22 protein-coding genes are annotated in these 25,748 nt (G+C 53.0%); 7 read left to right on the top strand and 15 right to left on the bottom strand.

Features of this window, described 5'->3' with window-relative positions; all coding sequences use genetic code 11:
* Positions 1–77 precede the first annotated feature (77 nt).
* Positions 78–470, bottom strand: coding sequence for a holo-ACP synthase (gene acpS / locus P40081_RS03315; RefSeq protein ID WP_042133315.1), 393 nt, complete (start codon positions 468–470; stop codon positions 78–80).
* 166 nt (positions 471–636) lie between these two features.
* On the opposite strand from acpS, the gene P40081_RS03310 reads away from it, so the two are divergent.
* On the top strand, positions 637–1,455 hold the full coding sequence (locus P40081_RS03310) for an alpha/beta hydrolase family protein (RefSeq protein ID WP_042133314.1): 819 nt from the start codon (positions 637–639) through the stop codon (positions 1,453–1,455).
* Between the two features lie 112 nt (positions 1,456–1,567).
* Here P40081_RS03310 and nadE read toward each other — a convergent pair whose 3' ends face one another.
* From nadE to P40081_RS03295, 3 genes are all read right to left on the bottom strand, one after another.
* A complete protein-coding gene (gene nadE, locus P40081_RS03305; protein ID WP_042133313.1) occupies positions 1,568–2,377 on the bottom strand; it encodes an NAD(+) synthase in 810 nt (269 codons plus the stop codon).
* A 125-nt stretch (positions 2,378–2,502) separates the two neighbouring features.
* The gene (locus tag P40081_RS03300; protein WP_039309930.1) at positions 2,503–2,937 is read right to left on the bottom strand and encodes a BrxA/BrxB family bacilliredoxin; all 435 of its coding nucleotides are present in this window, start codon (positions 2,935–2,937) and stop codon (positions 2,503–2,505) included.
* 176 nt (positions 2,938–3,113) lie between these two features.
* Positions 3,114–4,658: an ATP-binding protein gene (locus P40081_RS03295; RefSeq protein WP_231575273.1), complete on the bottom strand. Its 1,545-nt coding sequence runs from the start codon at positions 4,656–4,658 to the stop codon at positions 3,114–3,116.
* Positions 4,659–4,995: 337 nt separating this feature from the next.
* Here P40081_RS03295 and P40081_RS03290 point away from each other — a divergent pair, with 337 nt between their 5' ends.
* Positions 4,996–6,264, top strand: a complete 1,269-nt coding sequence (locus P40081_RS03290) for a BaiN/RdsA family NAD(P)/FAD-dependent oxidoreductase (protein WP_042133311.1) — start codon at positions 4,996–4,998, stop codon at positions 6,262–6,264.
* A 78-nt stretch (positions 6,265–6,342) separates the two neighbouring features.
* Here the strand turns inward: P40081_RS03290 and P40081_RS03285 are convergent, their stop codons facing one another.
* On the bottom strand, positions 6,343–7,611 hold the full coding sequence (locus tag P40081_RS03285) for an ABC transporter permease (RefSeq protein ID WP_197074324.1): 1,269 nt from the start codon (positions 7,609–7,611) through the stop codon (positions 6,343–6,345).
* Entirely contained in the window at positions 7,590–8,333 is a 744-nt protein-coding gene (locus P40081_RS03280) for an ABC transporter ATP-binding protein (protein ID WP_042133307.1), read from the bottom strand. Before P40081_RS03280 ends, P40081_RS03285 begins: the two co-directional genes overlap by 22 nt.
* 403 nt (positions 8,334–8,736) lie before the next feature.
* On the opposite strand from P40081_RS03280, the gene P40081_RS03275 reads away from it, so the two are divergent.
* Positions 8,737–9,204 carry a MarR family winged helix-turn-helix transcriptional regulator gene (locus tag P40081_RS03275; protein ID WP_039309924.1) on the top strand — a complete coding sequence of 156 codons (468 nt, stop codon included), beginning with the start codon at positions 8,737–8,739 and terminating at the stop codon, positions 9,202–9,204.
* A 125-nt stretch (positions 9,205–9,329) separates the two neighbouring features.
* On the opposite strand, the gene P40081_RS03270 is transcribed toward P40081_RS03275, so the two are convergent.
* The 3 genes from P40081_RS03270 to P40081_RS03260 form a co-directional block, all read right to left on the bottom strand.
* Positions 9,330–10,835, bottom strand: a complete 1,506-nt coding sequence (locus tag P40081_RS03270; RefSeq protein ID WP_042133304.1) for an MDR family MFS transporter — start codon at positions 10,833–10,835, stop codon at positions 9,330–9,332.
* Positions 10,836–10,861: 26 nt separating this feature from the next.
* Positions 10,862–11,422, bottom strand: a complete 561-nt coding sequence (locus P40081_RS03265; RefSeq protein ID WP_042133303.1) for a GNAT family N-acetyltransferase — start codon at positions 11,420–11,422, stop codon at positions 10,862–10,864.
* 177 nt (positions 11,423–11,599) lie between these two features.
* Positions 11,600–11,899, bottom strand: coding sequence for a hypothetical protein (locus P40081_RS03260; RefSeq protein WP_039309934.1), 300 nt, complete (start codon positions 11,897–11,899; stop codon positions 11,600–11,602).
* A gap of 221 nt (positions 11,900–12,120) precedes the next feature.
* Between P40081_RS03260 and P40081_RS03255 the strand changes: the two genes are divergently transcribed.
* Positions 12,121–12,600, top strand: coding sequence for a GAF domain-containing protein (locus P40081_RS03255; RefSeq protein ID WP_039309920.1), 480 nt, complete (start codon positions 12,121–12,123; stop codon positions 12,598–12,600).
* A 145-nt stretch (positions 12,601–12,745) separates the two neighbouring features.
* Here P40081_RS03255 and P40081_RS03250 read toward each other — a convergent pair whose 3' ends face one another.
* The 3 genes from P40081_RS03250 to P40081_RS03240 all read right to left on the bottom strand — a co-directional run bounded on the left by P40081_RS03250 (position 12,746) and on the right by P40081_RS03240 (position 17,573).
* Positions 12,746–15,178 (bottom strand): glycogen/starch/alpha-glucan phosphorylase, encoded by a 2,433-nt coding sequence (locus P40081_RS03250; RefSeq protein WP_042133302.1) that lies wholly within the window; start codon positions 15,176–15,178, stop codon positions 12,746–12,748.
* 105 nt (positions 15,179–15,283) lie between these two features.
* On the bottom strand, positions 15,284–16,387 hold the full coding sequence (gene glgD, locus P40081_RS03245) for a glucose-1-phosphate adenylyltransferase subunit GlgD (RefSeq protein ID WP_042133301.1): 1,104 nt from the start codon (positions 16,385–16,387) through the stop codon (positions 15,284–15,286).
* Between the two features lie 22 nt (positions 16,388–16,409).
* Positions 16,410–17,573 carry a glucose-1-phosphate adenylyltransferase gene (locus P40081_RS03240; protein WP_039309915.1) on the bottom strand — a complete coding sequence of 388 codons (1,164 nt, stop codon included), beginning with the start codon at positions 17,571–17,573 and terminating at the stop codon, positions 16,410–16,412.
* A 480-nt stretch (positions 17,574–18,053) separates the two neighbouring features.
* Here P40081_RS03240 and P40081_RS03235 point away from each other — a divergent pair, with 480 nt between their 5' ends.
* The 3 genes from P40081_RS03235 to P40081_RS03225 all read left to right on the top strand — a co-directional run bounded on the left by P40081_RS03235 (position 18,054) and on the right by P40081_RS03225 (position 21,157).
* The gene (locus P40081_RS03235; RefSeq protein WP_042133300.1) at positions 18,054–18,740 is read left to right on the top strand and encodes a response regulator transcription factor; all 687 of its coding nucleotides are present in this window, start codon (positions 18,054–18,056) and stop codon (positions 18,738–18,740) included.
* Positions 18,737–20,365 carry a sensor histidine kinase gene (locus tag P40081_RS03230; RefSeq protein ID WP_042133299.1) on the top strand — a complete coding sequence of 543 codons (1,629 nt, stop codon included), beginning with the start codon at positions 18,737–18,739 and terminating at the stop codon, positions 20,363–20,365. The genes P40081_RS03235 and P40081_RS03230 overlap by 4 nt, the downstream gene beginning before the upstream one ends.
* Positions 20,366–20,590: 225 nt before the next feature.
* The gene (locus tag P40081_RS03225) at positions 20,591–21,157 is read left to right on the top strand and encodes an FAD-dependent oxidoreductase (protein WP_042133298.1); all 567 of its coding nucleotides are present in this window, start codon (positions 20,591–20,593) and stop codon (positions 21,155–21,157) included.
* A 562-nt stretch (positions 21,158–21,719) separates the two neighbouring features.
* On the opposite strand, the gene P40081_RS03220 is transcribed toward P40081_RS03225, so the two are convergent.
* From P40081_RS03220 to P40081_RS03210, 3 genes are all read right to left on the bottom strand, one after another.
* On the bottom strand, positions 21,720–22,703 hold the full coding sequence (locus P40081_RS03220; RefSeq protein WP_042133297.1) for a glycosyltransferase family 2 protein: 984 nt from the start codon (positions 22,701–22,703) through the stop codon (positions 21,720–21,722).
* Between the two features lie 30 nt (positions 22,704–22,733).
* Positions 22,734–24,917, bottom strand: coding sequence for an ArnT family glycosyltransferase (locus P40081_RS03215; RefSeq protein ID WP_042133296.1), 2,184 nt, complete (start codon positions 24,915–24,917; stop codon positions 22,734–22,736).
* Positions 24,918–25,178: 261 nt separating this feature from the next.
* Positions 25,179–25,724, bottom strand: coding sequence for a DUF1697 domain-containing protein (locus P40081_RS03210; protein WP_042133295.1), 546 nt, complete (start codon positions 25,722–25,724; stop codon positions 25,179–25,181).
* Between the last annotated feature and the right edge of the window lie 24 nt (positions 25,725–25,748).

Raw genomic sequence — 25,748 nt, 5'->3', positions numbered from 1 at the left:
CCCCTTATTGCGTAAAGTTTACCCGTATAAATACCGCTCTGCGAAGCCGCAGGCAGGATCCGGCACTCCGCAGCAGCTTAGTTTACCTGCTCCACTACGGCAAAGGCTGAAGCCAGATCCCCGCTGTGTGTAATGGCCAGATGGATGATATGGCGGCCGCCCGGCAGAAGCAGCCGGTCCCAGGCCGCCTCCGACAGTGAAACGACCGGTTTGCCCTGGCTGTCCGGCAGAATTTCAATATCCTGAAATCCCACCTTCGCGCCGATTCCGCAGCCCAGTGCCTTCACTACTGCTTCCTTGGCGGCAAAACGCCCCGCAGCGAATTCCGCTGCCTTCCCCTTCCGCCCTGCGGCCAGCTCAAGCTCACGCTCTGTAAGAATGCGCTGCAGAAATCCGGTTGCTTGTCCGCTTGCCAGCAGAGCCGTAATCCGGCGGATTTCCAGCACATCATTTCCGATTCCATAAATCACTATATCCACTCCTTAGCTGGACAGGCAATATGCAATTACTGTAAAAAACCGCCCTATCCTTACCTGCTTTAATAATGGTATGATCTTCATAAACATTATTCATAAACATTATCAATAATACAACCTTCAAATCCGTTTCAGATTATATAGAGAGGGGATTTACCCGATGACCCGTAATTTCCAATTGCCCGCAGGAGAAGATGCTGTACTCCGCTGCTCGCATTTCCCCGCCCGGGATAAGGCTAAGAGCCTGATTGTTATCGCCCACGGTTACAAGGGGTTCAAGGATTGGGGGATGTTTCCTTATGCTGCGGCAGCCCTCAGCCAGGAGCATGAGGTCATAACCTTCAACTTCTCACATGCCGGAATCGGCGAAGATCTGCAGAATTTCACGGAGCTTGAGAAGTTCGCCCGCAATACCTATACCCGTGAGATCAAGGATATGGAGATCCTGCTCTCTTATCTCAGCCAGCACCACAAATTCGGCAGCCTGCCGTTATTCCTGCTGGGCCACAGCCGTGGCGGCGGAGGCAGCCTGCTGTACGCGCTGGACCATCCGGGAGAGATCACCGGAGTGATCTCCTGGAACGGCATTACCGACCTCGACCTGTTCACGGAGGAACAGAAGATTGAGATGAGGCGCAGCGGCCGGACCCATGTGCTTAATGGCCGGACCGGCCAGCAAATGCCGCTGGATGCCGTGTTGCTGGAGGACCTGGAACAGCATGCCGGACGCTACAACCTGCTGGAACGGATGACAACAGCCAGCTTCCCGGCGGTTCTTATTCAGGGAAGCCAGGACAGTGAACGGCTGCGCCGGGGATCAGAGCAATTAACGGAGCTCCGCCCGGATATCCGCTGGGTGCAGATTCCCGGCGGCAACCACACCTTCGGTACCGTGCACCCGTTCGAAGGAGCTACCCCGCAGCTGGAGGAGGCAATATCCGCCTCCCTGGAGTTTATTAACCAGATCCTGGCCGGCTAAGCTTACAAGTTGGGCAGCGCCTCTCCAGCTAATACTTATGAAAGCCAGAACCGCCGGGAATTCTGCGAAATGACTGCAGCTTCTCCGGCGGTTCTTTTATACTTCTGACTGCTTATATTCCAGGGATTGCATCCCGTTTATGCCCCGTTCTGCGGTAGTAGGCTTCAAGCTTCCCGGCGACCTCAGGAGACACCGCTTTGCCCTCCAGATAGTCACTGTTGTCATCATAGGTGATCCCCAGCTCGGTTTCATCCGTCTGGCCCGGCCAGAGGCCGGCTGTCGGTGCTTTGGTTACGATATCGGCCGGTACTCCAATCGCCGCAGCCAATTGCCGCACCTGCCGTTTATTCAGTGAAGACAGCGGTGTAATATCAACTGCACCATCGCCCCATTTGGTATAGAACCCGGTGATGGCTTCAGAGGCATGGTCTGTTCCTACCACCAGCAGATTGTTCTCGAAGGCTAGTGCATACTGCATAACCATCCGCGTTCTCGCCTTCACATTCCCTTTGCCCTGATGGGTGATGTGGCGGTGCTGTCCCAGCGCCTTCAGGCTATGCTCTACCTCCAGCGCGATCTCGTTTACAGCTTCTTCAATATTCGTCTCCACCGTATGCGTCAGCTCAAACGCCTTGGCTACCGCGTAACTGTGCTCAATATCCTCCTGCTCGCCGTAAGGCTGGAATACACCGAGTGTAATATACGCTTTGCCTTCCTCTGCCGTCAGCTCGTCCGTGGCCTGTTTGCATAGACCCGCAGCCACTGCACTGTCCACTCCTCCGCTGATCGCTATCAGCAGCCCCCTGGCACCCGCCTGCAGCGCATATGCTTTCAGGAAATCCACACGTTTGCGCACTTCCGCCCCGGTATCAATCACCGGCTTGACTCCCAGGGCTTTAATAATCTCTTCCTGCATTCCCAATTCACACACCCCTTATCTTATAACTTGATCTGTCCGATGGGACTCAGGTGCCTATATGTTCAGAAAAAATCCCGCATGAGCCTAGCCTCCGGCTGATGCGGGAATATCCCTTACAGAAAATGAGCTTATTGGCACAGACGATTGAAAACTTCCTTCAGCTCAGCAGCAATTTCAGCAGCCGAACGGTCTTCAACGCCGTGACGTTCGATGAAATGAACAAGCTCGCCGTCCTTCATCAAGGCAATGGATGGTGAAGATGGCGGGTACGGAGCAAAATACTCACGCGCCTTGGCTGTAGCTTCCTTCTCCTGGCCGGCAAATACCGTGAACAGGTGATCGGGGAGAATTTCGTTCTGCAGCGCCTGGGCTACACCTGGACGGCATTGGCCGGCGGCACAACCACAAACGGAGTTAACAACCACAAGCGAAGTTCCCTTAACGGCTGGAAGAGTTGCTTCAACTTCATCCGGAGTCAGCAGCTCCTGAAATCCGATACTCGTCAGATCATCGCGCATAGGCTGAATGGAATCCTTCATATATTGATTAAAAGACATGGACATTTCTCTGCACTCTCCTTTACCCTTAGAATAGTTGTCAGAACCCGGATAACATCGCCGCGTTACTGCACTACTTGCTAACTTTATTATACATACATACTCTGTGAAAGCAAGAGAAGCAGCCTGCCTACAAGCCGTTATACAGCAGCGCTATAGCGCATAGTTAGAGCCTTGAATCCCTAAGAATAGACTTCCACCTCAGCGGGTTCCTCCTTGGGCTCAAAGGGGATCGTAACGATGACCGAGGTGCCTTTGCCCACTTCGGATTCCACATGAATGGTTCCGTTGTGACGCTCGGCGATACTCAGGCAAAGCGACAGTCCAAGTCCTGTACCCTGGCTTTTGGTTGTGAAGAACGGGGCAAACAATTGCTTCAGCTGGCTCTGCGGGATGCCGCTTCCCGTATCTGTGATGATCAGCTGAGCAGTATCTTCATGCTCACAGGTTTCCAGCGTCAACACCCCTTTGGCCTCCATTGCCTCCATTCCGTTGCGGGCCAGATTGAGTATCAGCTGCTTGATCTCCCTGACGTTCAGCCGCAGCAGCGGCAGAGACGGGCTAAGCTTCAATTCAACGCTCTGTCCGCGAAGATTGGCATCCGCCCAGATCAGGGGGGTAAGCTCCTCCATAATGAGATGCAGCTGCACCATTTCCTTGTCCGATACACGGCTCTGGGCCAGCGACAGGAAGTCATTGATGATACTGTTGGCCCGGTCCAGCTCCTCCATTACAATATGGTAATAGGAATGCAGGTCCTCCGGACTCTTTTCCCGCATCAGCTGCAGGAATCCGCGCACTACCGCCATCGGGTTGCGGATCTCATGGGTAATTCCGGCCGCCATCTGCCCGACCAGCGTCAGGCGTTCAACATTATCAAGCTCGCTGCGGATTTTCTCCTCTTCCGTAAGATCCTGTATAATCATGACAAGGCCGCCCGCAATACCGGACTCATGCTGTAACGGCGCCGTGAAGATATGATAGGTCATGGAATCATACTTGATCTTGGTATTGGCACGCTGCCTGTTCAGCAGGATTCCCCGTAAGTGTTCATAGGTTTCCTGATCCATGCTGTGGCCGAAGACCCGGTCAGCCGGCTGGGATAATATAATCTCTCTGGTCAGATGGGGGCAATGACGCTGAATCAGGCTGAGCATGTATTCATTCAGCTCCGTCACATATCCGTTGTCATCAAACGACATAATATTCAGCGGCACCACATTAGTAATCTGCTGGAGCTTCTCCGATTCCCACTGGAATCTCTCGGAGATACCTTTCATCCGTTCCTTGACCTGCAGCTTGTCCCAGGCCGTTTCAATATATACAATAAACAGTCCGCCCAAAATAACAGCCGTTAATAAATACACCCCTACCAGAATCGCATCCGTGGGGGGTGTGTTGAAGATGCTTTGTCCCTGCATCTTAGGTACAATTACAATAAACAGCATACTGGGAAACAGAGTACCCCATAGCATGCCGACTTTTTGGATTAAAGAGGCACTCTTGAAGGGCTTGGCCATACCAAACAACAGCGGATACAGCAGTACCCCCGAATTTAATATGAGATGATCAAATCCTGAAGGAACCGAGAATAGTACAGTGCAAAAGATGAAATACATTGCCAGGTAAGCCCCTGAACGAAAAGTCCCGTACAAGATCCCTATATACGCCGGAAGGATAGCCAGATTCAGATACACTACTCCGAACATTGTAGTCGACAAGGCCATACACAATGTAACCCCGAGTGCACAGCATATTATCAGAAAAGTCTGGTCATCCGGAAATCTGCGGTTTCTGCGTGTGAAATGGCCCTGGTCCAACCGCCACTGAAACAGAAACAGGAAGGTGCACGCAGCCGATATTTGCAATAAAATATCCTTAACCGCATGAATAATTGCAATCACTCCCCAATTTGGACAAAATACCCTTTCCCCTTAGATTAAAGCACAACCGCGCACTCCTGACAACGATAATCACATCAAGCCTCTCCGGGTCTGGCTACACTCCGGCCGGAATGGTATGATGCCGTTAGCAGAGTGCTGCAACATGTAAAGGAGCAGAGTTATGAGTAACTATGATGTAATTGTCATTGGAGGCGGCCCGTCCGGATTAATGGCCTGCGTAGCGGCAGCCGGACACGGGGCGGCTGTATTATTAATTGATAAAGGTGCCAAGCTTGGCCGGAAGCTGGGCATCTCAGGCGGCGGACGCTGCAATGTTACCAATATCAAGGAAACTGCGGAGCTGATCGCCCATATCCCGGGCAACGGCCGTTTTTTATACAGCTCATTCGATCATTTCAACAACCGGGATATTATTGAGTTCTTCGAAGCCCTCGGTATCGCCCTGAAGGAAGAGGACAACGGTCGGATGTTCCCTGTATCGGACAAGGCTGCAAGTGTTGTCTCCGCGCTGGTTGGCAAAGTGCGCAGTCTTGGCGTACAGATTATGACAGACAGTCCGGTGCGCGAGGTTATCTATGAGAACGGTGCGGCCACGGGCGTACGTCTGGAATCGGGAAAAGCCTTCAGTGCCGGGGCCGTTATTATCGCTACCGGCGGCAAATCGGTGCCGCAGACCGGCTCTACCGGTGACGGCTATCCGTGGGCCGCTGCTGCCGGACATACGATCACGGAGCTGTTCCCGACGGAGGTGCCGATCCTTTCAAGGGAGGAATGGATTAAATCTGGTGAGCTGCAGGGCTTATCCCTGCGTGACGTGAGTCTTACGGTCTGGAATCCCAAGGGCAAGAAGGTGATCTCCCACCGCGGAGATATGATCTTCACTCATTTCGGGCTGTCCGGCCCGATCGCCCTGCGCTGCAGCCAGTTCCTGCGCCAGGTTCAGAAGAAATCAGGTACAGATACCGTAGAGTTGTCTATCGACCTCTTCCCCGACCTGACTCTGCAAGAGGCAGAGAACCTGCTGCAGAATAAGCTGGAGCTGGAGCCCAAGAAGGCCATCCGCAATTCGCTGAAGGGCCTGCTGCCTGAGCGCCTGATTCCGCTGCTGCTGGCCAAAAGCGGACTGGACGGTGAGCTTACAGGTCATCACCTGCCGCGGACCGGTCTTCAGGCACTGGCTACCCTGCTGAAGCGTATGCCGGTACTGGTCTACGGAACGCGTTCCCTGGCAGAAGCTTTTGTGACTGGCGGAGGGGTGAATCTGAAGGAGATTGATCCGAGAACAATGGAATCGAAACTTACGCAGGGGCTGTATTTCTGCGGCGAGATTCTGGATATTCACGGATATACCGGAGGTTATAATATTACGGCTGCCTTCTCGACCGGATACACAGCCGGCAAACATGCGGCCGGGCAAGTGCACGGATAAGCAGCCGCTGAGGCTCCCGGGCTCATTCCTGTAATTAAATAAGCCTTCCTCCAGGTGCGGAGGAAGGCTTATTGTATGTTATCTGGCAAACCGCATGACACTGAATATACGGCCGATCCAGATGGCTGCCGCAGCGCCTACCGGTATAAAGAGCAGGAGCCCCCACCAGCCATACACGGGGATGCAGACAACGGCTGCACTGAGGACCGCAAACGGCATTAATAGAATCGGCATGGCCTTGGAACCGGCATCCGCCTTCTGCGCTTTGGTGAACGGCAGAATACCGATATAGTCATCGCCGGAGAACAGCAGCCAGAAGGAAGACAGCCAATACGCCATCAGTGTTGTCAGGATGGCAAACAGCAGCCACTTCAGAACGGCCGGCACAATAAAGATGGCCACAAGCGCCACGCCGGTAAACGACAAATACAGCTTGAAGTGGGCCGGATTGCGCAGCATCGCCTTGACCGCTGCGGCCGAGAAGCGGCTCTCCGGTTCCTTCGAGGCCAGCAGCGGCTGCGATTTGCGGAAGATCCACGGTTTATACCGTGTAGGCCGCGGCTTATCCAGTACTCCGCGCAGCAGAATGGCCGCAATCTTCATCCGCTGCTTGTAGTCTTCGCGCACATCGTTCATGAAGGTGCCGCGCAGCCGCAGGCGGGTCCTGAACACTATGGCTGCCATCACAGTGAATCCGCCAGCAGCAATGAACAGCAGGACGGGGCTGTCCTTCCAGAGGATTGCCAGACGCAGATAGACACCGCAGGGCACGGTGACAGCCGGAATCAGCCACAGCCAGCGGCGGAAGCCCTGCCGTTGCACCTTAACGATATGGCCCAGCAGCTTAACGGACCAGCTGCAGGTTATCGTCAGCGCCAGCAGCCCGTAGGCCCCTGCCGCACTGACTCCGAAGCCCTTGATTAGAAACGGCAGCAGAATGGCAAAGGCCGCCGCCATCTTCAGAGTGGTTACCGCAAGGCTGTAGACCATTCCCCGCAGGATAATGGTGCTGATCCAGTTCTGCCGCTGTCTAAGAAACAGCGAGTCACCTTCCTGCAGCAGCAATACGATTCCTCCGGTAGCCAGCAGAATGGCCAGCAGCGCAGGTACGACCATATAGGGGACAGTGCTGATCCACGCCGGCTGCTCCCCGTTCCAGTACCCATAGTAGAAGCGTCCGCCAAGCAAGCCTCCCGGGATAATAATATACAGCAGGACGGTCCAGTCTACAGCTGTACGGATAATAGTAGACTGCTCACGGAAGTGGGAAGCCAGCCGGCGCCGGAAAAGAGCAGCAGCTGTAGGAAACGCAAATGAATTCCTGCTCATGTTAATTCGTCGAAGCAATCAAACAACGACCCCTCCGGCAGCCCTGCATCCCCGCGTATACCTTCCAGCGTGCCCTCGGCAGCAATTCTGCCGCCGGAGATTAATATGAAGCTGTCACAGATCTTCTCCGCTGTATCCAGAACATGCGTAGACATCAGCACCCCGGCTCCACGCTCGCGCTCCGCCTCAAGCAGGCGCAGGAAATCCTTGGTTGCCCGGGGGTCAAGCCCGATGAACGGCTCGTCCACGATATAGACATCGGGCTGGACCAGAAAGCCCAGCATCAGCATCATCTTCTGCTTCATGCCCTTGGAGAAGCCGGCAGGCAGATCATTGCGCACACTTTCCATACCAAACTGGGTCAAGAGCTTCTCCGCTGTTGACTCGAAGGTTTCATAGCTTAGCCCGTAGGCTGCGGCCGCGAGATCGAGATGCTCCCACAGCGTCAGATCTTCGTAGAATACCGGCTGCTCCGGCACATAGGCATAGGACTTGTTCTCGCCGCCCAGCTTCACCTTAGCCTTGGCATGCTTCAGCAGGCCGAGCAGGGTCTTGATCGTAGTGCTTTTGCCGGCCCCGTTCGGTCCGATTAATCCAAGCAGCTCGCCCTTACGCACCTGAAAGGAAATCCCTGATATCCGTATATCTCCGGCTTCATAACCGGCTTCCTCAATAACAACATCAAGCACGATATCCTCATCGTCTTCACGCTCTTCGTAATAATTCGTAATCTGGTCCATACAACTCTCCATCTCCTAGGCAATCGTTCATAGTAATGCGATCATAACACCATAGACGGGTCTATGCTGCAAAAAATTTCACCACCGCTATCCGTCAGCGGCCTGGTCTCTGTATCCCATTATACGAATTACCGGGGGCAGACCTCAAACCCGCGCCGGATCCCACTATTCCACCCCTGCGTTACAGCTTAGGTACAGATCATTATGTGAAAATCGTGTGAAATCCGCAGCAGCTATGCACCATCAAAAAATTGTTTGATTTTTAATAATTAAAAGTGTGCTTATTGTGACAAATGACATGTTCTTCATTCTTTGTTTGAAGTAATGTAAAGCTAGATCAAGAAAAGCAGTATTCCAAACCGTGCGGGGAAGCCTGTACGATTAACAATAGAGGTGGAGAAGCATGATACAATCATATGAACGCGATACTCAATTGACACTGCATTTGTACCGGGTTTTTGCCAAGTCTTTCAAGAGCATTAACGAACACGCCGTTACCGGCAGCAAGATTGAAGGATTCAATCCTACAGCCTTCGCCGTTATGGAGGTCCTCTATTATAAGGGGGCACAGCCTATCCAGCAGATCGGTGCCAAGCTGCTGCTGCAGAGCGGCAACGTTACTTACGTAATCGACAAACTGGAAGAACGCGGCTACCTGCAGCGCAAGCCCTGCCCGAGCGACCGGCGTGTGATTTTTGCCGAGTTGACTGTAGAAGGCGAGCGCCTGATGAACGAAATGTACCCGAAGTATTCGGAACGCCTGCATCTGGCTTTCAGCGGACTGAGCGATGAAGAAAAGGAACAAATGATTATTCTTCTGAAGAAGATGGGCCTGCAGGCTGAGAAGCTCTCCCCGCTTCCACGCAAATAAGCGCAGTTGAGGCAGATGCAGTTGTGAATCTATTCACTAACCTACTTAATAGTAATGATAACAAAGCGGCAGCGCAATCCTGATGGATGCGCTGCCGCTTTGTTATGAATAAGCAGGCTTGAAGATTATGGCTTGGACGCGGTACTTCCCTCTTGAATGGTTGGCAGCCCTTTATTAAGCCCCGCAGAAATAACCAGGGAGGCCACAGCAAAGACGGCCATCACAATGAAGAGCGAGTGCAGGCCGCTCTCCAGCGCGCCGTGCAGACTGCCCCAGGCCTCAGCGGACAGGGTACTCCCGCTATGCGGGTTAAGCAGCTGGTTGATATCAGCCCCTGTAGCAGAAGCCCCAGGCTGTTCCGCCAGCTTCCTGTCGATATTGTAGTTCAGCCAAGACCCGAAGATCGCTACCCCCACCGTCTGCCCGAGTGAACGGGTGAAGGTATTCAGGGCCGTTGACGCACCGCGCTGCTCATGCTGTACAGAGGATTGCGCGATAATCGTGAAGACTGTAGAAGCATAACCAAAACCTACGCCGCAGAACAGCATCAGAATCAATAGCAGCAGCTGGGACGAATCCCCGTTCATCAGAGTCAGCCCTACCGCTGCGACAACAATCAGCGACAGCCCCAGCATCCCTGTACGGCGGGTACCCGCGCGCAGAATCATTCTTCCGCCAGCGATGGAGCCGAGCATCCAGCCCACCGACATCGGGGCGAGCAACAGGCCCGAGAGGGCTGCGCTTTTGCCGAAGACGCCCTGCACCCACAGCGGCACGTACGTAGACAGCCCGATAATCAAGGTGCTGACCAGCAGGTTAGCTCCTGTAGAGACAGCGATATTGCGGATAGAGAACAGCTCCAGCGGCAGCATTGGCTCGGGAGCACGGCGCTCCACGAACAGGAACACGGCCAGCAGCACCGCAGCCCCCGCTAAGATAGCCAGCAGCAGCGGAGAGTTCCATGCCAGACTCTGCCCTCCCGCCGTAAGACCAAAGAGCAGCGCTCCCATTCCTGCCGCGAACAGCAGCACTCCGGCCACATCGATTCTGGTCTTGCGCCGGACCTTCTCTTCCTTCAGATACCGCGAGATGAATATAATAGATAGCAGCCCAAAAGGCAGATTAAAGACAAACACCCAGCGCCAGCTCAAATAATCAACCACATAACCGCCAAGCAGCGGTCCTACGAGAGAGGAAATCCCCCATACCGAGCTGAGCAGCCCCTGAGTCTTCGCCCGTTCCTTAATGCTGTAGATATCCCCGATAATCGTAAAAGTCATAGGAATTAGCGCACCCGCACCGATCCCCTGTATCCCCCGGAAAATAATCAGCTGCTGCATGCTCTGCGAAACCCCGCATAACAGCGAGCCTGCCAGAAAGACCACGGCCCCGCCAATGAACACAGGCTTGCGGCCAATCAGATCACTTAACTTGCCAAAAATAGGCGTCGTAACCGCCATAGCCAGCAGATAAGCGGTAAATATCCAGCTGAGCCACTGCATGCCCTGAAAATCGCCGACAATGGCCGGTCCCGCCGGTCCTGTGACCGTACCTTCGATTGCTGCCAGAAAAGTGGCCAGCAGTACTCCAATTAAAATTAACTTGCGTTCAGTTTCACCAGGTGACTTCAATGAATCCAAATCCTCTCTCTATGTTCTCAGCCCCGCACTTTCTCTCCTTGCAGCAAGGAATACATCCGTACATCCTGATAGCCGGAAGCCGTATGCCGGTATTGCCGCAGGAGTCCCTCCTGCCGGAAGCCGAGCCTTGTAATCATCTTCTCTGCCCGGATGTTGTCAGGATGGCATAAGGCCTCAATCCGGTTCAGCCCCATACTGCCGAAGCCGAATTCCAGCATAAGCTCCAGCGCTTCCCGCATATACCCTTGACCCATGGCAGCAGGTGACAGCTCGAAACCGATCTCCCCCCGGTAAGCACCCTCAAGCTGCCAGTGATTATAGCCGCAGCTTCCGATAACCTCCCCTTCCGGCCCCAGAATACTCCAGCGTATGCTTTCTTCTTCCCGGGCCATCTGTGCCAGCAGAGCAATCAGTGCTCCCGCTTCTTCTGCAGAGGACAAGAAGGGGGCATCCAGCCAGGGCGCAACCTGAGGATGGCACCAGATCCCGAACAGCGCTCCTGCATCTCCTGCAGCCATAGCCCGGAGCCGCACTCTCCGGCCGGTTAATTCCGGAATTACTCCGCCGCATATATACATCTTCCCGTCCCCTTTCATCCTAATAAGTATACATCAGATGTAAGCATTCCCTTAAGCGAAATCTGACATGAATCCGAACTCCACACTACATACAAATAGCGCCTGCTCCGCGCGGCTTGCTTCCGCGCGATCAGACGCTGTACGTTTTCTGAACATGAATGGTTACTTGATGTAGAATTAACCCGATGTACCCGCAGCCTTAACCGGCTTAAGCACTTCGGTGCATAGCACTCCCAGTTTGGCCTGAATCGCTTTGAATTCCTCTATTCCCGTTCCGGTAATGCTGTATGCCTCACCATGAGCCGTGAGAAAGTTCTCCTGGGTCAGCCGTTCCAGCTCCTGTTTCACTTCGCGTTCCGCTACCCGGTATCCCAAATCCTCCAGCTCCGGCTGCATCTCCGTCAGTGTCAGATTCCTCTCATGTGCGAAATAAAGCATATGGATTCCTATAAACAAGTTCTGTACGTCGGCGCGCATATTCCACTCCTTCCGGCTATAAGCCTTCGGTATATTTATAAAAGCATTACCCTGCCCGGGGTTGCCGGAAACATCCGCCCGGAGACTATTCATACATCTTCCTGATCTTCCACTAACCGGATAATTCCGTTATCGCTTGACGTATTGCGCTCCGCTGTACTATCTTGTTAGTTAACAGTTATGGATTCATACTGACTCAAGGTACAGGAAGGTGATGCTTCATGTTTCAAGCCATGCCTTATGATGGCACCCGCAGTGAACGGTTCGAAGCCGTTCTAAGCCAGCTCGGGGCACTTATGGAGGGCGAGCCCAATGCTATCGCCAACTTATCCAATGCTTCGGCTCTGTTAAAGCTTTCTCTACCGGACACCAATTGGACCGGTTTCTATTTATTTGACGGCAAAGAGCTGGTTCTGGGCCCGTTCCAGGGACTTCCGGCATGCATCCGTATTCCGCTTGGCCGCGGCGTATGCGGAACAGCGGCTGCGGAACGCCGCACCCTTGTCGTAGGCGATGTCCATGCCTTTCCGGGGCATATTGCCTGTGATGCTGCCTCGAACAGCGAAATCGTAGTTCCGCTGGTTAAGGGGGATACCCTGTACGGCGTACTGGATATCGACAGCCCGCTCAAACACCGCTTCGACGATGAGGAACGCCGTTTCCTTGAACGGTTCGCAGCCATGGTATCCGAGGTGCTGTAATTCTCCTCCTCTCCATATGCCTTAGCATGAAGAAGCCGCTCCACTGCAGGAATGTCCTGCTGATGGAGCGGCTTCTTCATGTGCATGTGCAGAAATAGCACAGGCTGAGGCTCCTGTTGCGGAGATTCAGCCTGTAGCTGACGCGTTATACCTTAACCGGATGGATATGCCAGATCTCGGAGGCATAGCGTGCGATCGTATTATCACTGGAGAATTTGCCGGAATGGCCGATATTGATAATTGACTTCTTAAGCCATTCCTTCTGGTTGCGGTAGGCCAGGTCAATCTTGACATGGGTCTCCACATAGCTGGCGAAATCCTTGAGGACGAAGAACTCATCATTATTATCAAGCAGCGACTGGTAGAGCGTATCGAATTCCTGGGCATGAGCGCAGAACGGTCCAGGTACAATCAGCTGATCCAACACTTCCTTCACCCGGCCGTCGCCATTATAGATATCGCGGGCGTGGTAACCGCCGTACTGGTAGTAGTCCATGACCTGCTCTGCCCGGAGACCGAAGAGGAACATATTATTGTCTCCTACCATTTCGTGCATTTCCACGTTAGCTCCATCCATCGTCCCGACAGTCAGCGCACCGTTCATCATAAATTTCATGTTCCCGGTACCGGAGGCTTCTTTGCTCGCTGTAGAGATCTGCTCACTTACATCCGCTGCCGGAATAATCTTCTCCGCCAGCGATACCGAATAATTCTCCAGGAAGAAGATGCGGATCTTCCCGTTAATGTCCGGGTCCTTATTCACTACATCAGCCACCGTATTTATCAGTTTGATGATCCGCTTAGCCAGATGATAACTCGGGGCCGCCTTCGCACCGAAGATGAACGTACGCGGTACGATGTTCAGCGAAGGGTTGTCTTTGATCTGATTGTACAAATGCATAATGTGCAATACATTCAACAGCTGGCGCTTATAGGCATGCAGCCGCTTCACCTGCACATCGAAGATGGAGTCGGGGTCCACCCGGACACCGTGCTTCCCGTAGATGTAGTCGGCCAGATGCAGCTTGTTGCGGCGTTTGATCGCAGCCACCTGCTCCTGGAAGGAGGAATCCTCACTGTATTTGATGAGTCCGATCATCTCCTGCGGCTGATGAATCCAGCGGGTGCCGATCGATTCGCTGATCAGTCCGGCAAGCTCCGGATTGGCATGCTGCAGCCACCGGCGGTGTGTGATGCCGTTGGTCTTATTATTGAAGCGGTGCGGATACATCTCATTGAACAGGCGCATCTCACGCTTTTGCAGAATTTCCGTATGCAGTGCCGCTACGCCGTTTACGCTGTGGCTGGCCACGATGGCAAGATGCGCCATCCGGACCTGATCATCATGGATGATGGCCATCTGATTGATCCGGTTCTGGTCTCCCGGATACTTGCTCATCAGCTCTCCGCAGAAGCGGGCATTGATCTCCTCAATAATCAGGAAGATGCGCGGAAGCAGCTCCTTGACCATGCCAAGCGGCCATTTCTCCAGCGCCTCACTCAGAATGGTATGATTCGTATAAGAGACCATACGTGTCGTCATGCCCCAGGCCTGATCCCAGCCAATCCCGTGCACATCCATCAGTATACGCATCAGCTCAGGGATAACCAGTGTAGGATGCGTGTCGTTAATATGCAGGGCCACCTTGTCAGGCAGGCTGTCAATTGGAGCCCCTGTCTTGGCGAAGGTACGCAGAATACTCTGCAGTCCGGCACTACACAGGAAATATTGCTGTTTCAGCCGGAGAAGCTTGCCTTCGTATTGTGAATCATCCGGATACAGGAACTCCGAGATGGATTCTACGGAGCGTTTATACTCCAGGAACTTGTGATAATCTGTCCCCCCCAGTGCACCGAAGACTCTCGAAGGCTGTGTGATCGACTCTGCACTCCAGTTGCGCAGTGTATTCACATGCCTACGGTCTGCCCCGATCACCGGAATGTCATACGGAACGGCCCTCACGGCTTCATAGTCCTTGTGCTCAAAGAACAGCTCATCATTCTCCCAGCGGGTATCCACATGTCCCCAGAAGTGCACTTCCACCTGCTTGTCTTCACGGCGGACTTCCCACACATTATCATTCTGCAGCCAGTAGTCCGGCAGCTCTACCTGATATCCGTCTACAATCTTCTGCTCGAACAGGCCGTATTTATAGCGTATGCCGCAGCCATGCCCTGCATATTGCAGTGAGGCGAGTGAATCCAGGAAACAGGCAGCCAGGCGGCCCAGACCGCCATTACCAAGCCCTGCATCCGCTTCAACCTCCTCGATATCCTGCAGGCAGAAGCCCAGCTCCGAGAGTCCTTCACGGACAACCTCCAGCACACCCATATTCAGCAGGTTATTGCCCAGAAGCCTGCCGATCAGAAACTCCATGGAGAAATAATAGACCTGCTTATCCTGATCGATCTTGAACTTCTGATTGGTGTCCGCCCAGTTCTTGCCGGCATTCTCGCGGATCATATTCCCGAGGATATTGTAAATATCGGCGTTCGAAGCTTCCTCCAGCGGTTTGCCTAATTTCCCGATTAGTTTCTCGCGGAACACTTGTTTGAAAGTCTCTTTATCGTTGAACAACAGCAGGTTCCTCCTAACAGATGCTTGTATTTGTGGAAAAATATTGCCTATTACAACACTGGATCAGAAGAACTGCCGCACTGCACAGTTCCCCTGATCCAGATATTATATCTTGCTGCTCTTGGCAATGACAAACGGACGCCTGCTGTCTCCGACGAGTATCCGTTCCTTGCTCAGATGCACGTCTTTGTCCATAATGACATTCTCAATTACGGCATTCTCTTCAATTACACATTTCTGCATGATTACAGAATTGATGATTTTGGCTCCCTTGCGAACCTGCACACCACGGAAGATTACACTGTTCTCCACGGTTCCGGCAATAATACAGCCGTTGGCTACCAGCGAATTGCTGACCGAGGCGCTGTCCAGATAACGGGTAGGGGCTTCATATTTAATCTTGGTCTGCACCGGACTCTCTTTGAACAGGCCGAAATAATTCTCCTGCTTCAGCAGCTCCAAGCTGTTCTTGTAGTAGCTCTCCAGCGAATTGATAACGGAATGATAGCCTTTGTATTCATAAGCGGCAATCTTGAACTTGTGGCGGTTCTTCTGAATGGCATCGCGGAAGAAATAACTTTCGCCATGGGCGATGCAATGCTCCACCTGCTCCAGGAACAGCTTCTTCTCCATAATAAAGATATCCAAATATACATTGGGATGATGCTTCTCATGGTGAATATTCGTTACTGTGTTGTCTTCATCGACCTCTACCCGCAGGCAGGGATCATGCTCCGGCTGCAGCTGATCGATCTGCTTGTAGACCATGGTCACATCTGCGCCCTGCTCCAGGTGGTATTGGTATACATCCTGCAGATCAACCGTATTAATGTGCTGGCTGCCGGAGAATACAATATATTTGGCAGACGCCCGTTTGAAGAAATCCAGATTGTTATGATAATGCTGCAGATCGCCAAGGGACGTGTCTGTAGGGTCATTCCAGTCCGGCGGCAGAATGAACAAGCCGCCATGCTTGCGGTTCATGTCCCAGGATTTCCCGTCGCCGAGATGGTCCATCAGCGAGCGGTACTTGCGGCGGACGAACAGTCCCACGCTCTCCAGCTCCGCACGCATCATGTTGGACAAGACGAAATCGATCAGCCGGTAGCGGCTGGCGAACGGGACCGCTGCCCCGCAGCGGAAATAGGTCAATTCATTTAAATTATCCAGTTCATGGTCAAGATTGATTACGCCCATAAGCTCTTTCATCGGTATCCCCCGTCCTCTGTGGTTATATGGTTTTGGCTGCTACGGATTTGTTTTTTTTGCTGCGTTTGTCAATCAGCAGAATTTCGTCCTCATTCTCCCGGTCGACGCCGATTTCCATATAATCCTCAATGACTGTGTTCTCACTGATGATGGCTTTGTGAATTCTTACATTCTTGCCGATCTTCACCTTAGGCATAATTACAGAATCCGTAATCACGCTGCCTTCGCCCACTTCTACCCCATAGAACAGTACCGAATGCTTAACCTCGCCGTATACAATGCAGCCTTCGTTAATAATGCAGCTGGATACCTTGGCTCCAGGTGCAACATATTGCGCTGGCTGATTCGGATTGCGGGTGAAGATTCTCCAGCTGGTATCATTCAGGTTCAGCGGAGGATTGTCACTCAAGAGATCCATGTTCGCTTCCCACAGGCTGTCTACAGTACCGACATCTCTCCAGTAGCCTTCGAATGGATAAGCATACAGGGACTCTCCGTCATTCAGCATCAGCGGAATGATGTCCTTCCCGAAGTCATGGGACGAGCCGGCGTTCTCCCCGTCCTCAAGCAGATGCTTGCGGAGAACATCCCATTTAAAAATATATACACCCATAGAAGCAAGTGTGCTCTTAGGTTTGGCAGGCTTCTCATCAAACTCGTAAATTTTGAGGTCGTCTTCCGTATTCAGTATGCCGAAGCGGCTCGCTTCCTGGAGTGGCACGTCAATGACCGAAATGGTGCAGTCGGCGTTCTTGGATTTGTGATACTGCAGCATAGCATGATAATCCATCTTGTAAATATGGTCACCGGACAGAATCAGTACATGCTCCGGATCAAATTGATCAACGAACTTCAGATTGCGGTAAATCGCATCAGCCGTGCCCCGGTACCAGCTGCTTCCATTCTCCCGCTCATGCGGCGGCAATACAAACACCCCGCCGTCCTTGCGGTTCAAATCCCAGTCACTGCCGACTCCAATATACGAATGCAGCACCAGCGGTTCATACTGTGTCAGTACACCCACTGTGTCGATACCCGAATTCGAGCAGTTGCTTAAAGGGAAGTCGATGATGCGGTAGGTTCCTCCGAAATAAACAGCCGGTTTGGCAATCGATTTGGTTAATCCCTTCAATCTTTTTCCTTGGCCTCCCGCCAATAGCATGGCTACCATCTCTTTTTTCTTCATGGAAGAGCCTCCTTGACTTATGGGTAGTGAAACATGTAATAAATAGGTTGAATGATTGGTGCGGTGTAGTGTAGATCCCACATTGAAACCCAAAAAGAAATGAAGCGGAAAGAAGCAAACCATAAGAAATGCTTGTGACAGGAATGAATAAGATTTAAAACGGGGGAGGAAACAGAGAATTGGGACATGCTGCCGGTTTTGTCAGGAAAAACGCTCAAAACCGGGATTGTATCCTTATTGTAAAGTGTTCTCTACCCGCCGTCAAAACCCTTTATTGTCCGCTTCAAAAACTTTTAATTTCTAACTATATTCCTTATTAATAACATTAATATTTCCGTATAATTAGATTAACCATTATGATTAACCATGAACGACAATTCTGAATCCAATCTTTGGCTCCAAAGACCTATTTTCAGCAAACGTTCAACGTATAGCGTCATACTATGGACACTATAACCACTGAATATGGAGGAACTGCTAATGAAAGCAGCGCAAGGCGTCCGATTGCTTCTGGTGGATGATGAGCCTCATATCCTCCAGTTTCTCGAACTGGGATTAATGAACGAAGGATTTGAAGTGCAGACTGCGCCGGATGGTGCAGGTGCAATCGCTGCGGCCGCAGAGTTCAAGCCGCATGTCGTGATTCTCGACGTCATGATGCCCGGCATGGACGGCTTCGAGGTCGTCCGCTATCTCCGTTCAGAGGAGGCAGAGGTGGCCGTGATCATGCTTACCGCCAAGGATGAAGTGGATGACCGGGTTAAAGGCCTGTCTATCGGTGCGGATGATTATATGGTCAAGCCCTTCAGCTTCGATGAGCTGCTAGCCAGGATTCAGGCCCGCCTGCGCAACCAGTTCCCGGGACTGCTCGGCGAGGTGCGCTGCGGCCCCTTCCGGATTGACGGCCGGCGCAAAGAAATCAGCCACAAGGAGGAGGTGCTGGAGCTCTCGCCCACAGAATATGAGCTGCTGCAATATCTGGTTATTAACCACGGGCTGGTGCTGAGTAAACCCATGATTCTGGACAAGGTGTGGGGATATGATTTCGGCGGCGAGGAGAACATCGTTGAGGTCTACATCCGTTCCCTCCGCGAGAAGCTCGGGGACAAGGATCACCGGATTATCCGCACCCTGCGCGGCGCGGGATACCGGGTGGACCTTGTATGATTGCCCGGACCCGGGGTTTCCTCAGCAAACTGCAGGCACCGCGATCCCTGCGCAAACAGCTGCTGGCCACCTCGCTGTTAATCCTGTCCGTATTGCTGATTCTGATCGGCGTACTCCAGTATGCTCTGATGCGGAATTTCATCTACAGCAACCGCGCGGAGGCGATGGAAACCCAGATGCGCTCCGTGCCGCGCGAATTCTATTACATTAACCTTAATAATCCTGCGGGAAATGCAGCAGATCTAAACAACAGTGCGGGGGGCAATATTCCTGGCGGAGCTGTAAGCGGGACTATAAGCCCTGGCAACACGCTCCAAGGCGGAACTCCTGGCGGGGCTGACAGCGCCGGGAATAACGCCAACATGAGCCCTGGCAACAAGCGGTTCTACGGAGACCGCCGCCCGCTGCTGCTTGATGCCCATACTACGATAGCCATATACAGCTCAGACGGCACCTTCAAGGATCTGCAGGAAGAAACCCTGTCTGGGTCAGTAGCACCAAGAATGAGCAACGGCGAATATAACACCCTGCTGAAGCAGGCATCGGATAAGGCTACCGGGAAATACAGGCTGATTACTGCAGCAGACGGCAACGAGCATCTGGCTGTCTTCATGAACCTTGGCAGACCGGGTGCTACTAAATTGTTGCTGCAAATGAGCGTAGAAACCGGCCCTCTGAGAGATGTGATTATGCAGCAGCTACTTATTTTTGGCGCGTTATCGGTGGTCGCTCTGCTGGCCGGACTGTTCCTGTACTTACCCGCGCTGCGCAAAACGCTGATTCCCTTGTCCAAAATGGGAGAATCCGCGCAAAGCATCGACGCCGGCAATCTGGATGTGCGCTTCCCTGTAGATCAGGGCCAGCTTGAGGTCGACAAGCTCTCCCAGTCCTTCAACGGAATGCTGGAGCGTCTGGAGATTTCTTTTCACAATGAACGTGAGGCCAAAGAACAGATGCGCCGGTTCGCGGCAGATGCATCCCATGAGCTAAGAACCCCGCTGACCTCAATATACGGATTCCTGGAGGTACTGCTCCGGGGAGCAGCCGATAACCGGGACCAGCTCTATAGCGCGCTCAACAGCATGCATGGAGAGGCCAAACGCATTAACAAACTGGTGGAGGATCTGCTGCTGCTCGCCCGTATGGATGGTGCTCCGCAGCTGCGGGTCAAGAATCTGCTGCTCGGTGAGATGATTGACGAGATGCAGCCGCAGCTGCTGGTGCTGGCCGGCAAACGGAAGGTAAACTTCGATATTTCTTATGGTGTACGCGGCCCTGTTGACCCTGACAAAATAAAGCAGGTTATTCTTAATCTATTCCATAACGCCGTGCAGCATACGGATGCGGAATCCGGAGCGGTACAAGTCTCGCTGCATGCCAGAGGAACAGTGGCTGTTCTGACTGTGAAGGACAACGGCTCCGGTATTGCTGTCGGACATCTCCCGCATGTCTTCGACCGGTTCTACCGCAGTGATTCATCCCGCACCAGAAAGTACGGCGGCTCGGGGCTCGGGTTATCCATTACCAAGTCTATCGTGGAGGCGCATCAAGGAGAGATTACTGTAACCAGCACTCCTGGTGAATTCACAATCTTCCAAGTCTTTCTCCCCTGCCTGCCGGATTAGCTAATGACCTGTAATTAACGATATAATAGTAAGCAGAAGAAATAGCTGTCCTCATTGAGCATGGCTAACAAAACTTAAGCCCATGCTTCCGATGCGAGTTTTGTACGAAGTGAATTCACGGAAGCTGGGCTACAACAAAACTTAAGCCCACGCTTCCGATGCGAGTTTTGTACGAAGTGAATTCACGGAAGCTGGGCTACAACAAAACTTTTAGGAGGTTACATCATGTACGAAATCGCTATTATCGGCGCCGGTCCTGCCGGGGCAAGTGCCGCATTGTTCGCCGCCAAGGCGGGCAAAAAAACACTGCTGATTGACAATGACAAAGGCATGACCCGCAGAGGCTGGTATGAGAACTTTTACGGAATCAGCGAAATCGGCGGACCCGACCTCGTGGAGACCGGACATAAGCAGGCCGTGAAATTCGGAGCCGAGCTGGTCGCTGAGCAGGCTACCGGACTGAGCGCAAGCGGTGAAGGGTTCGTAATCGAGACGGAGAGCGGAGCTGCTTACGAGGCCAAGCATGTTATTCTGGCTACAGGGGTTCTCACCGATCTGGCCGCCAAGGCCGGAGTGGAAACCAAGGATGGCACGGAGCCGAGAATCAAGACAGTTATTGCAGCTACTGCAGAAGGCAAAACCAACATTGACGGCATCTGGGCAGCAGGAACAGTTGCCGGTGTGAGTGTGCACGCTATTATTACTGCCGGAGACGGTGCCAAGGTTGCGGTTAATGTTATCAGTGAGCTGAACGGTGCGCGGTATGTTGATCACGACTTGCTGAAGGCATAATTCACACAGACTAATAAGATTCCCAATAAAAAATGCATAAACGACCTGCCTTCATCATGGATGAAGGGCGGGTCGTTTTTTTGTTATAAGGGAGAAGAATCAGCTAGCCTAGCCGGGCTATTGTTGGCAGAAATCCGCTACTGAGTGTGCAAGCCTTGAACAAACACCTTTATCCGAGAACCGCTAAACGCAACAGAGTCTGCTGCAGCCTATCCAAACTGCGGATTGTTGTACTAAATGCAGGATTTCCAGCTCAGGACCCCCACAAAGTAAATATTGCTGCAGACAATACAACATTTCAGCGCCATCGAGGCCCCAGCGCGCTAAATTGTTGCATTTCGTGCAAGATTTCCGATTTTTCCGGGTAAATGTCTTTGGATTGTTGTATTTTATGCAGGATTTCATGAGCCGGGTGCTGTAACGGGGCGTTGAACCTAGGAGGCTTTGGGGTTCGGGGGTCTGGGCGTTAACGATAATGCTCCAGAGTTCAGCCGCAGCAAAAAACTGCTCCGGACGATTACGGTTCGCTTGCCGTAATCGTAATCGTCCGCGCAGCCTTCCGTTATTTGTTGAGATGGGCTACTCTGTGCTTCTGTGCACTCTGCTGCTTCTTGCCGCCATAGAACTCCTGAACAATGTAGAGCGGACGTCCCTTGGACTCGTCATAGATCCGGCCGACATACTCGCCCATCACACCCAGCATAATCAGCACAAACCCGTTGAAGGTTAGCGTAATCCCGATCATCGACGCCCAGCCCTTAACGGCCTCGTCCGTAAAGAGCGCCAGGTAGAGCACATACATAAGGTACAGAAAGCCGGATGCGGACAGCAGTGCTCCCAGATAGCCCGCCAGCTTCAGCGGTTTGTAGGAGAAGGAGGTGATACCGTCCAGCGACAGCTTAATCATGCGTTTCAGCGGATATTTGGTTTCGCCCGCCAGGCGTTCATCACGCTCATATTCAAGCGCCTTCTGGCGGAAGCCCACCCAGCTTACCAGTCCGCGGACGAAACGGTTTTTCTCCGGCAGACGTTTCAGCTCATCGCAGACTTTGCGGTCAATCAGCCGGAAATCGCCGGTATCTACCGGGATAGAGATATCTGTCGAATAACGGAGTATCCGGTAAAAGAGGGCTGCCGTCCATTTTTTGAACAGGGACTCCCCTTTTCGTTTGATACGCTTGGCGTAGACAACCTCATAGCCTTTTTTCCACTCGGCAATCATATCCAGAATCAGTTCCGGGGGGTCCTGCAGATCCGCATCGATAATAACCACGGCATCTCCAAGCGCATAATCCATCCCTGCTGTAATAGCAATCTGATGGCCGAAATTACGGGACAGGTCAATCAGCTTCACACTTTCATCCCAGTAGCTGTACTCCTCGATCATCTGCGCACAGTTGTCCGTACTGCCGTCATTGACGAAGAGCAGCTCATAGGACTCCCCTGTTGCTCCCATTACTTTCTTGATCCGCCGGTACGTCTCCTGAATCACTTCCTCTTCATTGAACATCGGTATAATTATGGAATAGCGCACTTGGGTGCTCATGGGCAGCTCCTCCTCAAATGATGTAGTTACTTAGTTAAGCGTGACCTCGTATAATGATCCGCCAGCGCCCCCTGATGTTCCCTGCCAGTCTGCGGAAGGAATCTCCGTCCCGTTCTCAGTGATCCAGGATGTAATTTCCGAGCTGCCGCCTCCGCGCCCGCCGCCCATACCGCCGCTGTTGACCAGGAAGTATTTCACCTGGCCGCTCTCTACGAGCGCCTTCAAAGTATCTGTGGTGTAGGGAACGTCTGATGCGTTAAATCCGTTAAGGATGACCACCGATTCGCCTTCGTCGATAATATAAGCACCTGCCGTTCCATAATCCATAGCTGCGAACAGGTATTTCTCACCAGTATTGTTTTCTTTAAGATAGGCCAGCAGATTCTCATTAACTCCTGTAGCACTATTCCTGCCGCCCATGCCGCCAGCACTGCTGCTGTCCGGGCCCGCTGCCGGAGTCATGCTGTTATTGCCGTACGTTATCGGTGTAAATGCCCAGTAGAGCGGACCGATCAGCAGAACGAGAAGTCCTGTTACAGCAGCGGCATGCAATAAGGATTGCTTATTTGCGCTGGCTTTCAGCAGCCGCAGGATGAGCAGCACTACGGAAGCTGCAACACCCGCTGCCAGGACAACAATGGACCAGCCGCTGCCGATGGTATCGTCATACGGATGGATGATATATACCTCGAGCACCGTTGTTGCGAGTACCGCTGCCGGAAGCAGCCAGGACAGCCACGATGTACGTTCCTTGTAATAGCTCCAGAGCTGTGACCACCCTGCACCTGCCAGCGTCGCAACCGGCGGAGCCATCATGATCAGATAATACTGGTGAAAGAAGCCGGCGATGCTGAAAAAGCCCATGACCGGTACCAGCCAGGCGAGCCAGAACAAGGCCTCCTTATGCTTCCGGGTGAAGTTCTTCCGGCGCAGGCTGGCAAAAATCCCGATGCAGCCGAACAACACGAACGGCAGCAGCCAGCTGGCTTGGCCGGATAACTCGGACTGGAACAGCCGCAGCGGGCCGGCGGTACCGGTATTAAACATCCCGCCAGCACCAGCGCTGCCGTTCATTCCACCCCGTCCGCCTTGGCCGCCGTCCCCGCCGCCCCAATCACCAGACTGACGTCCGCCTCCGCCCGTTCTGCCTCCTCCATCCTGCCCCTGCGTTCCGTCAGCCTGGCCAGGAGCCGTTCCCCGGCCTCCGCCGTCTGCAGTCCCGGCTGTTCCGCTACCGCTGCCGCCGCCCTGATCATCACCGGTTGTCCCCGGAGGCGAGTCTTGTCCCTGCTGATTTCCGCTGAACGATCCGCCGTCTCCATTCAACGCCGGCATTTCACCGCCAAACTCCGGCATCTCCCCGTTCATTGCGGGCATTCCCCCGCCGCCAAAACCGCCGCCGCTTCCAGTGCCGCCCGTACTGCGGTCACCCGTTAGACGGGAAACCCCGTTATAGCCAAAAGCCAGATTAAGTACAGAGTTGGTGCCGCTGCTTCCGATATAAGGACGTTTGTCGGCCGGTATGGAATCAACGATTACCGCCCATGAGAGCGAAACCGCCAGCAGCACTGCGGTGCAGACCGCCAGAGTCCCGGTTTTCCTCTTCCAGTTGACCTTGGCCGCCAGAATATAGAAGAGATAGAATGCCGGAACAACCATATAGGCCTGCAGCATCTTCTCATTGAAGGCTACACCAATCAGCCCGAATGCAGCCAGTAAGCTGCCCATCCGGCCGGTCCTGATGCCCCTGAACAGAAACCATGCCGCCAGCAGCAAAGTAAACACCAGCAGCGCATCAATATTGTTCGTGCGGCTCACTGCAGCTGCTACCGGTGTAGCCGCCATAGCCAGGGAAGCGAGCCTTGCAGCGGCTTTTCCAAAAGTAGGCTTCACCAGCAGATAGACGATCAAGACCGAACCTACACCGCCCAGTGCCTGCGGCAGAATGACACTCCAGCCATGCAGGCCAAAGATCAGCGCACTTAGAGTCTGCAGCCAGAACGTTACCGGCGGCTTATCGACAGTTACGGATCCGGCAGAGTCAAGTGAGGCGAAGAAGAAGTTATGGAAACTCTGCAGCATGCTCCCTACTGCCGTAGTGTAGTACGTATTGACATATTGATCATTCCAGATTCCATAGCCGTACAGAACTGCCGCCAGCAGCAGAATACCCAGCAAGACGGCGTCGGAACCCAGCCTTTTTAACCATTTCATAGATTCACCCGCTCCAATCCGTTCTTCTTGACATCCGGTAAGACGCCTTGTTGACCGGCCTTGTCTTTGTATAGGTGTATTATTGCATCCTTACCTTAACTCATAATGAATACTGGCTGAATGTTTGCTGAAACGGTACTGTATAAAAGGGAACGGCAAACACCCCCGCTTAGCCGTCCATGCTGCCTGAGCAGCACTCTAGAGAACGGATGCGGGGGTATACATAAAGCACACAGGGCAATATTCTTAAGCTAATCTTACCTACGGCTTGCGGGCCAGCGCCGTCACCTTACCGAGGGTATTCCAGTTGCGTGCCGTGAGATTCGTGCCCAGCAGCTTATCGAACTGCACTTTGAACAGCGGCGATTCGCTTACACTCACCTCATAGTAAGTGTACATTTCTTTGCCGATCACCCGTACCTGATCCGCTCCATCCTCATAGGGACGAACCTTCTCCAGCGCTTCAGCCGAAGGCTCGTCAGCCAGAAATGATACATACAGGCGTTTGAATTCCTCCGGCTCTGTCAGCGGGAACGGATTGCCGGCAATGACCGCTTCCAGCTCCTCCACGGAACGGATGATCACAGGGACCTCGAAGCCGAAGGTCTCCCGGATACGCTGGCTGATCACTTCGGCAAGCCCTTCGCCGGAAGCCGCTTCACTCTCAAATACCACGTTGCCGCTCTGGATATACGTCCGTACATTCGCATACTGAAGCTCCCCGAACATCGCCTTAAGCTCCTGCATTCTGATCAACTTGTTGCCGCCGACATTAATTCCGCGCAGCAGTGCGATGTATGTATTCATAAGCTCACCTGCTTTCTCTATGAA

Origin of the sequence: Paenibacillus sp. FSL P4-0081, assembly GCF_000758565.1 — a bacterium.
Taxonomy (GTDB): Bacteria; Bacillota; Bacilli; order Paenibacillales; family Paenibacillaceae; genus Paenibacillus_AQ; species Paenibacillus_AQ phytohabitans.
The sequence above is the reverse complement of the archived record's forward strand: the minus strand, read 5'-3'. Positions and strand labels throughout refer to the sequence as shown.

Coding starts and splice junctions, on each gene's coding strand:
- P40081_RS03310 (WP_042133314.1), top strand. CDS start 637: ATGACCCGTAATTTCCAATTGCCCGCAGGAGAAGATGCTGTACTCCGC.
- P40081_RS03300 (WP_039309930.1), bottom strand. CDS start 2,937: ATGTCCATGTCTTTTAATCAATATATGAAGGATTCCATTCAGCCTATG.
- P40081_RS03295 (WP_231575273.1), bottom strand. CDS start 4,658: ATGGCCTTGTCGACTACAATGTTCGGAGTAGTGTATCTGAATCTGGCT.
- P40081_RS03290 (WP_042133311.1), top strand. CDS start 4,996: ATGAGTAACTATGATGTAATTGTCATTGGAGGCGGCCCGTCCGGATTA.
- P40081_RS03280 (WP_042133307.1), bottom strand. CDS start 8,333: ATGGACCAGATTACGAATTATTACGAAGAGCGTGAAGACGATGAGGAT.
- P40081_RS03275 (WP_039309924.1), top strand. CDS start 8,737: ATGATACAATCATATGAACGCGATACTCAATTGACACTGCATTTGTAC.
- P40081_RS03265 (WP_042133303.1), bottom strand. CDS start 11,422: ATGTATATATGCGGCGGAGTAATTCCGGAATTAACCGGCCGGAGAGTG.
- P40081_RS03260 (WP_039309934.1), bottom strand. CDS start 11,899: ATGCGCGCCGACGTACAGAACTTGTTTATAGGAATCCATATGCTTTAT.
- P40081_RS03255 (WP_039309920.1), top strand. CDS start 12,121: ATGTTTCAAGCCATGCCTTATGATGGCACCCGCAGTGAACGGTTCGAA.
- glgD (WP_042133301.1), bottom strand. CDS start 16,387: ATGAAAGAGCTTATGGGCGTAATCAATCTTGACCATGAACTGGATAAT.
- P40081_RS03240 (WP_039309915.1), bottom strand. CDS start 17,573: ATGAAGAAAAAAGAGATGGTAGCCATGCTATTGGCGGGAGGCCAAGGA.
- P40081_RS03235 (WP_042133300.1), top strand. CDS start 18,054: ATGAAAGCAGCGCAAGGCGTCCGATTGCTTCTGGTGGATGATGAGCCT.
- P40081_RS03230 (WP_042133299.1), top strand. CDS start 18,737: ATGATTGCCCGGACCCGGGGTTTCCTCAGCAAACTGCAGGCACCGCGA.
- P40081_RS03225 (WP_042133298.1), top strand. CDS start 20,591: ATGTACGAAATCGCTATTATCGGCGCCGGTCCTGCCGGGGCAAGTGCC.
- P40081_RS03220 (WP_042133297.1), bottom strand. CDS start 22,703: ATGAGCACCCAAGTGCGCTATTCCATAATTATACCGATGTTCAATGAA.
- P40081_RS03215 (WP_042133296.1), bottom strand. CDS start 24,917: ATGAAATGGTTAAAAAGGCTGGGTTCCGACGCCGTCTTGCTGGGTATT.
- P40081_RS03210 (WP_042133295.1), bottom strand. CDS start 25,724: ATGAATACATACATCGCACTGCTGCGCGGAATTAATGTCGGCGGCAAC.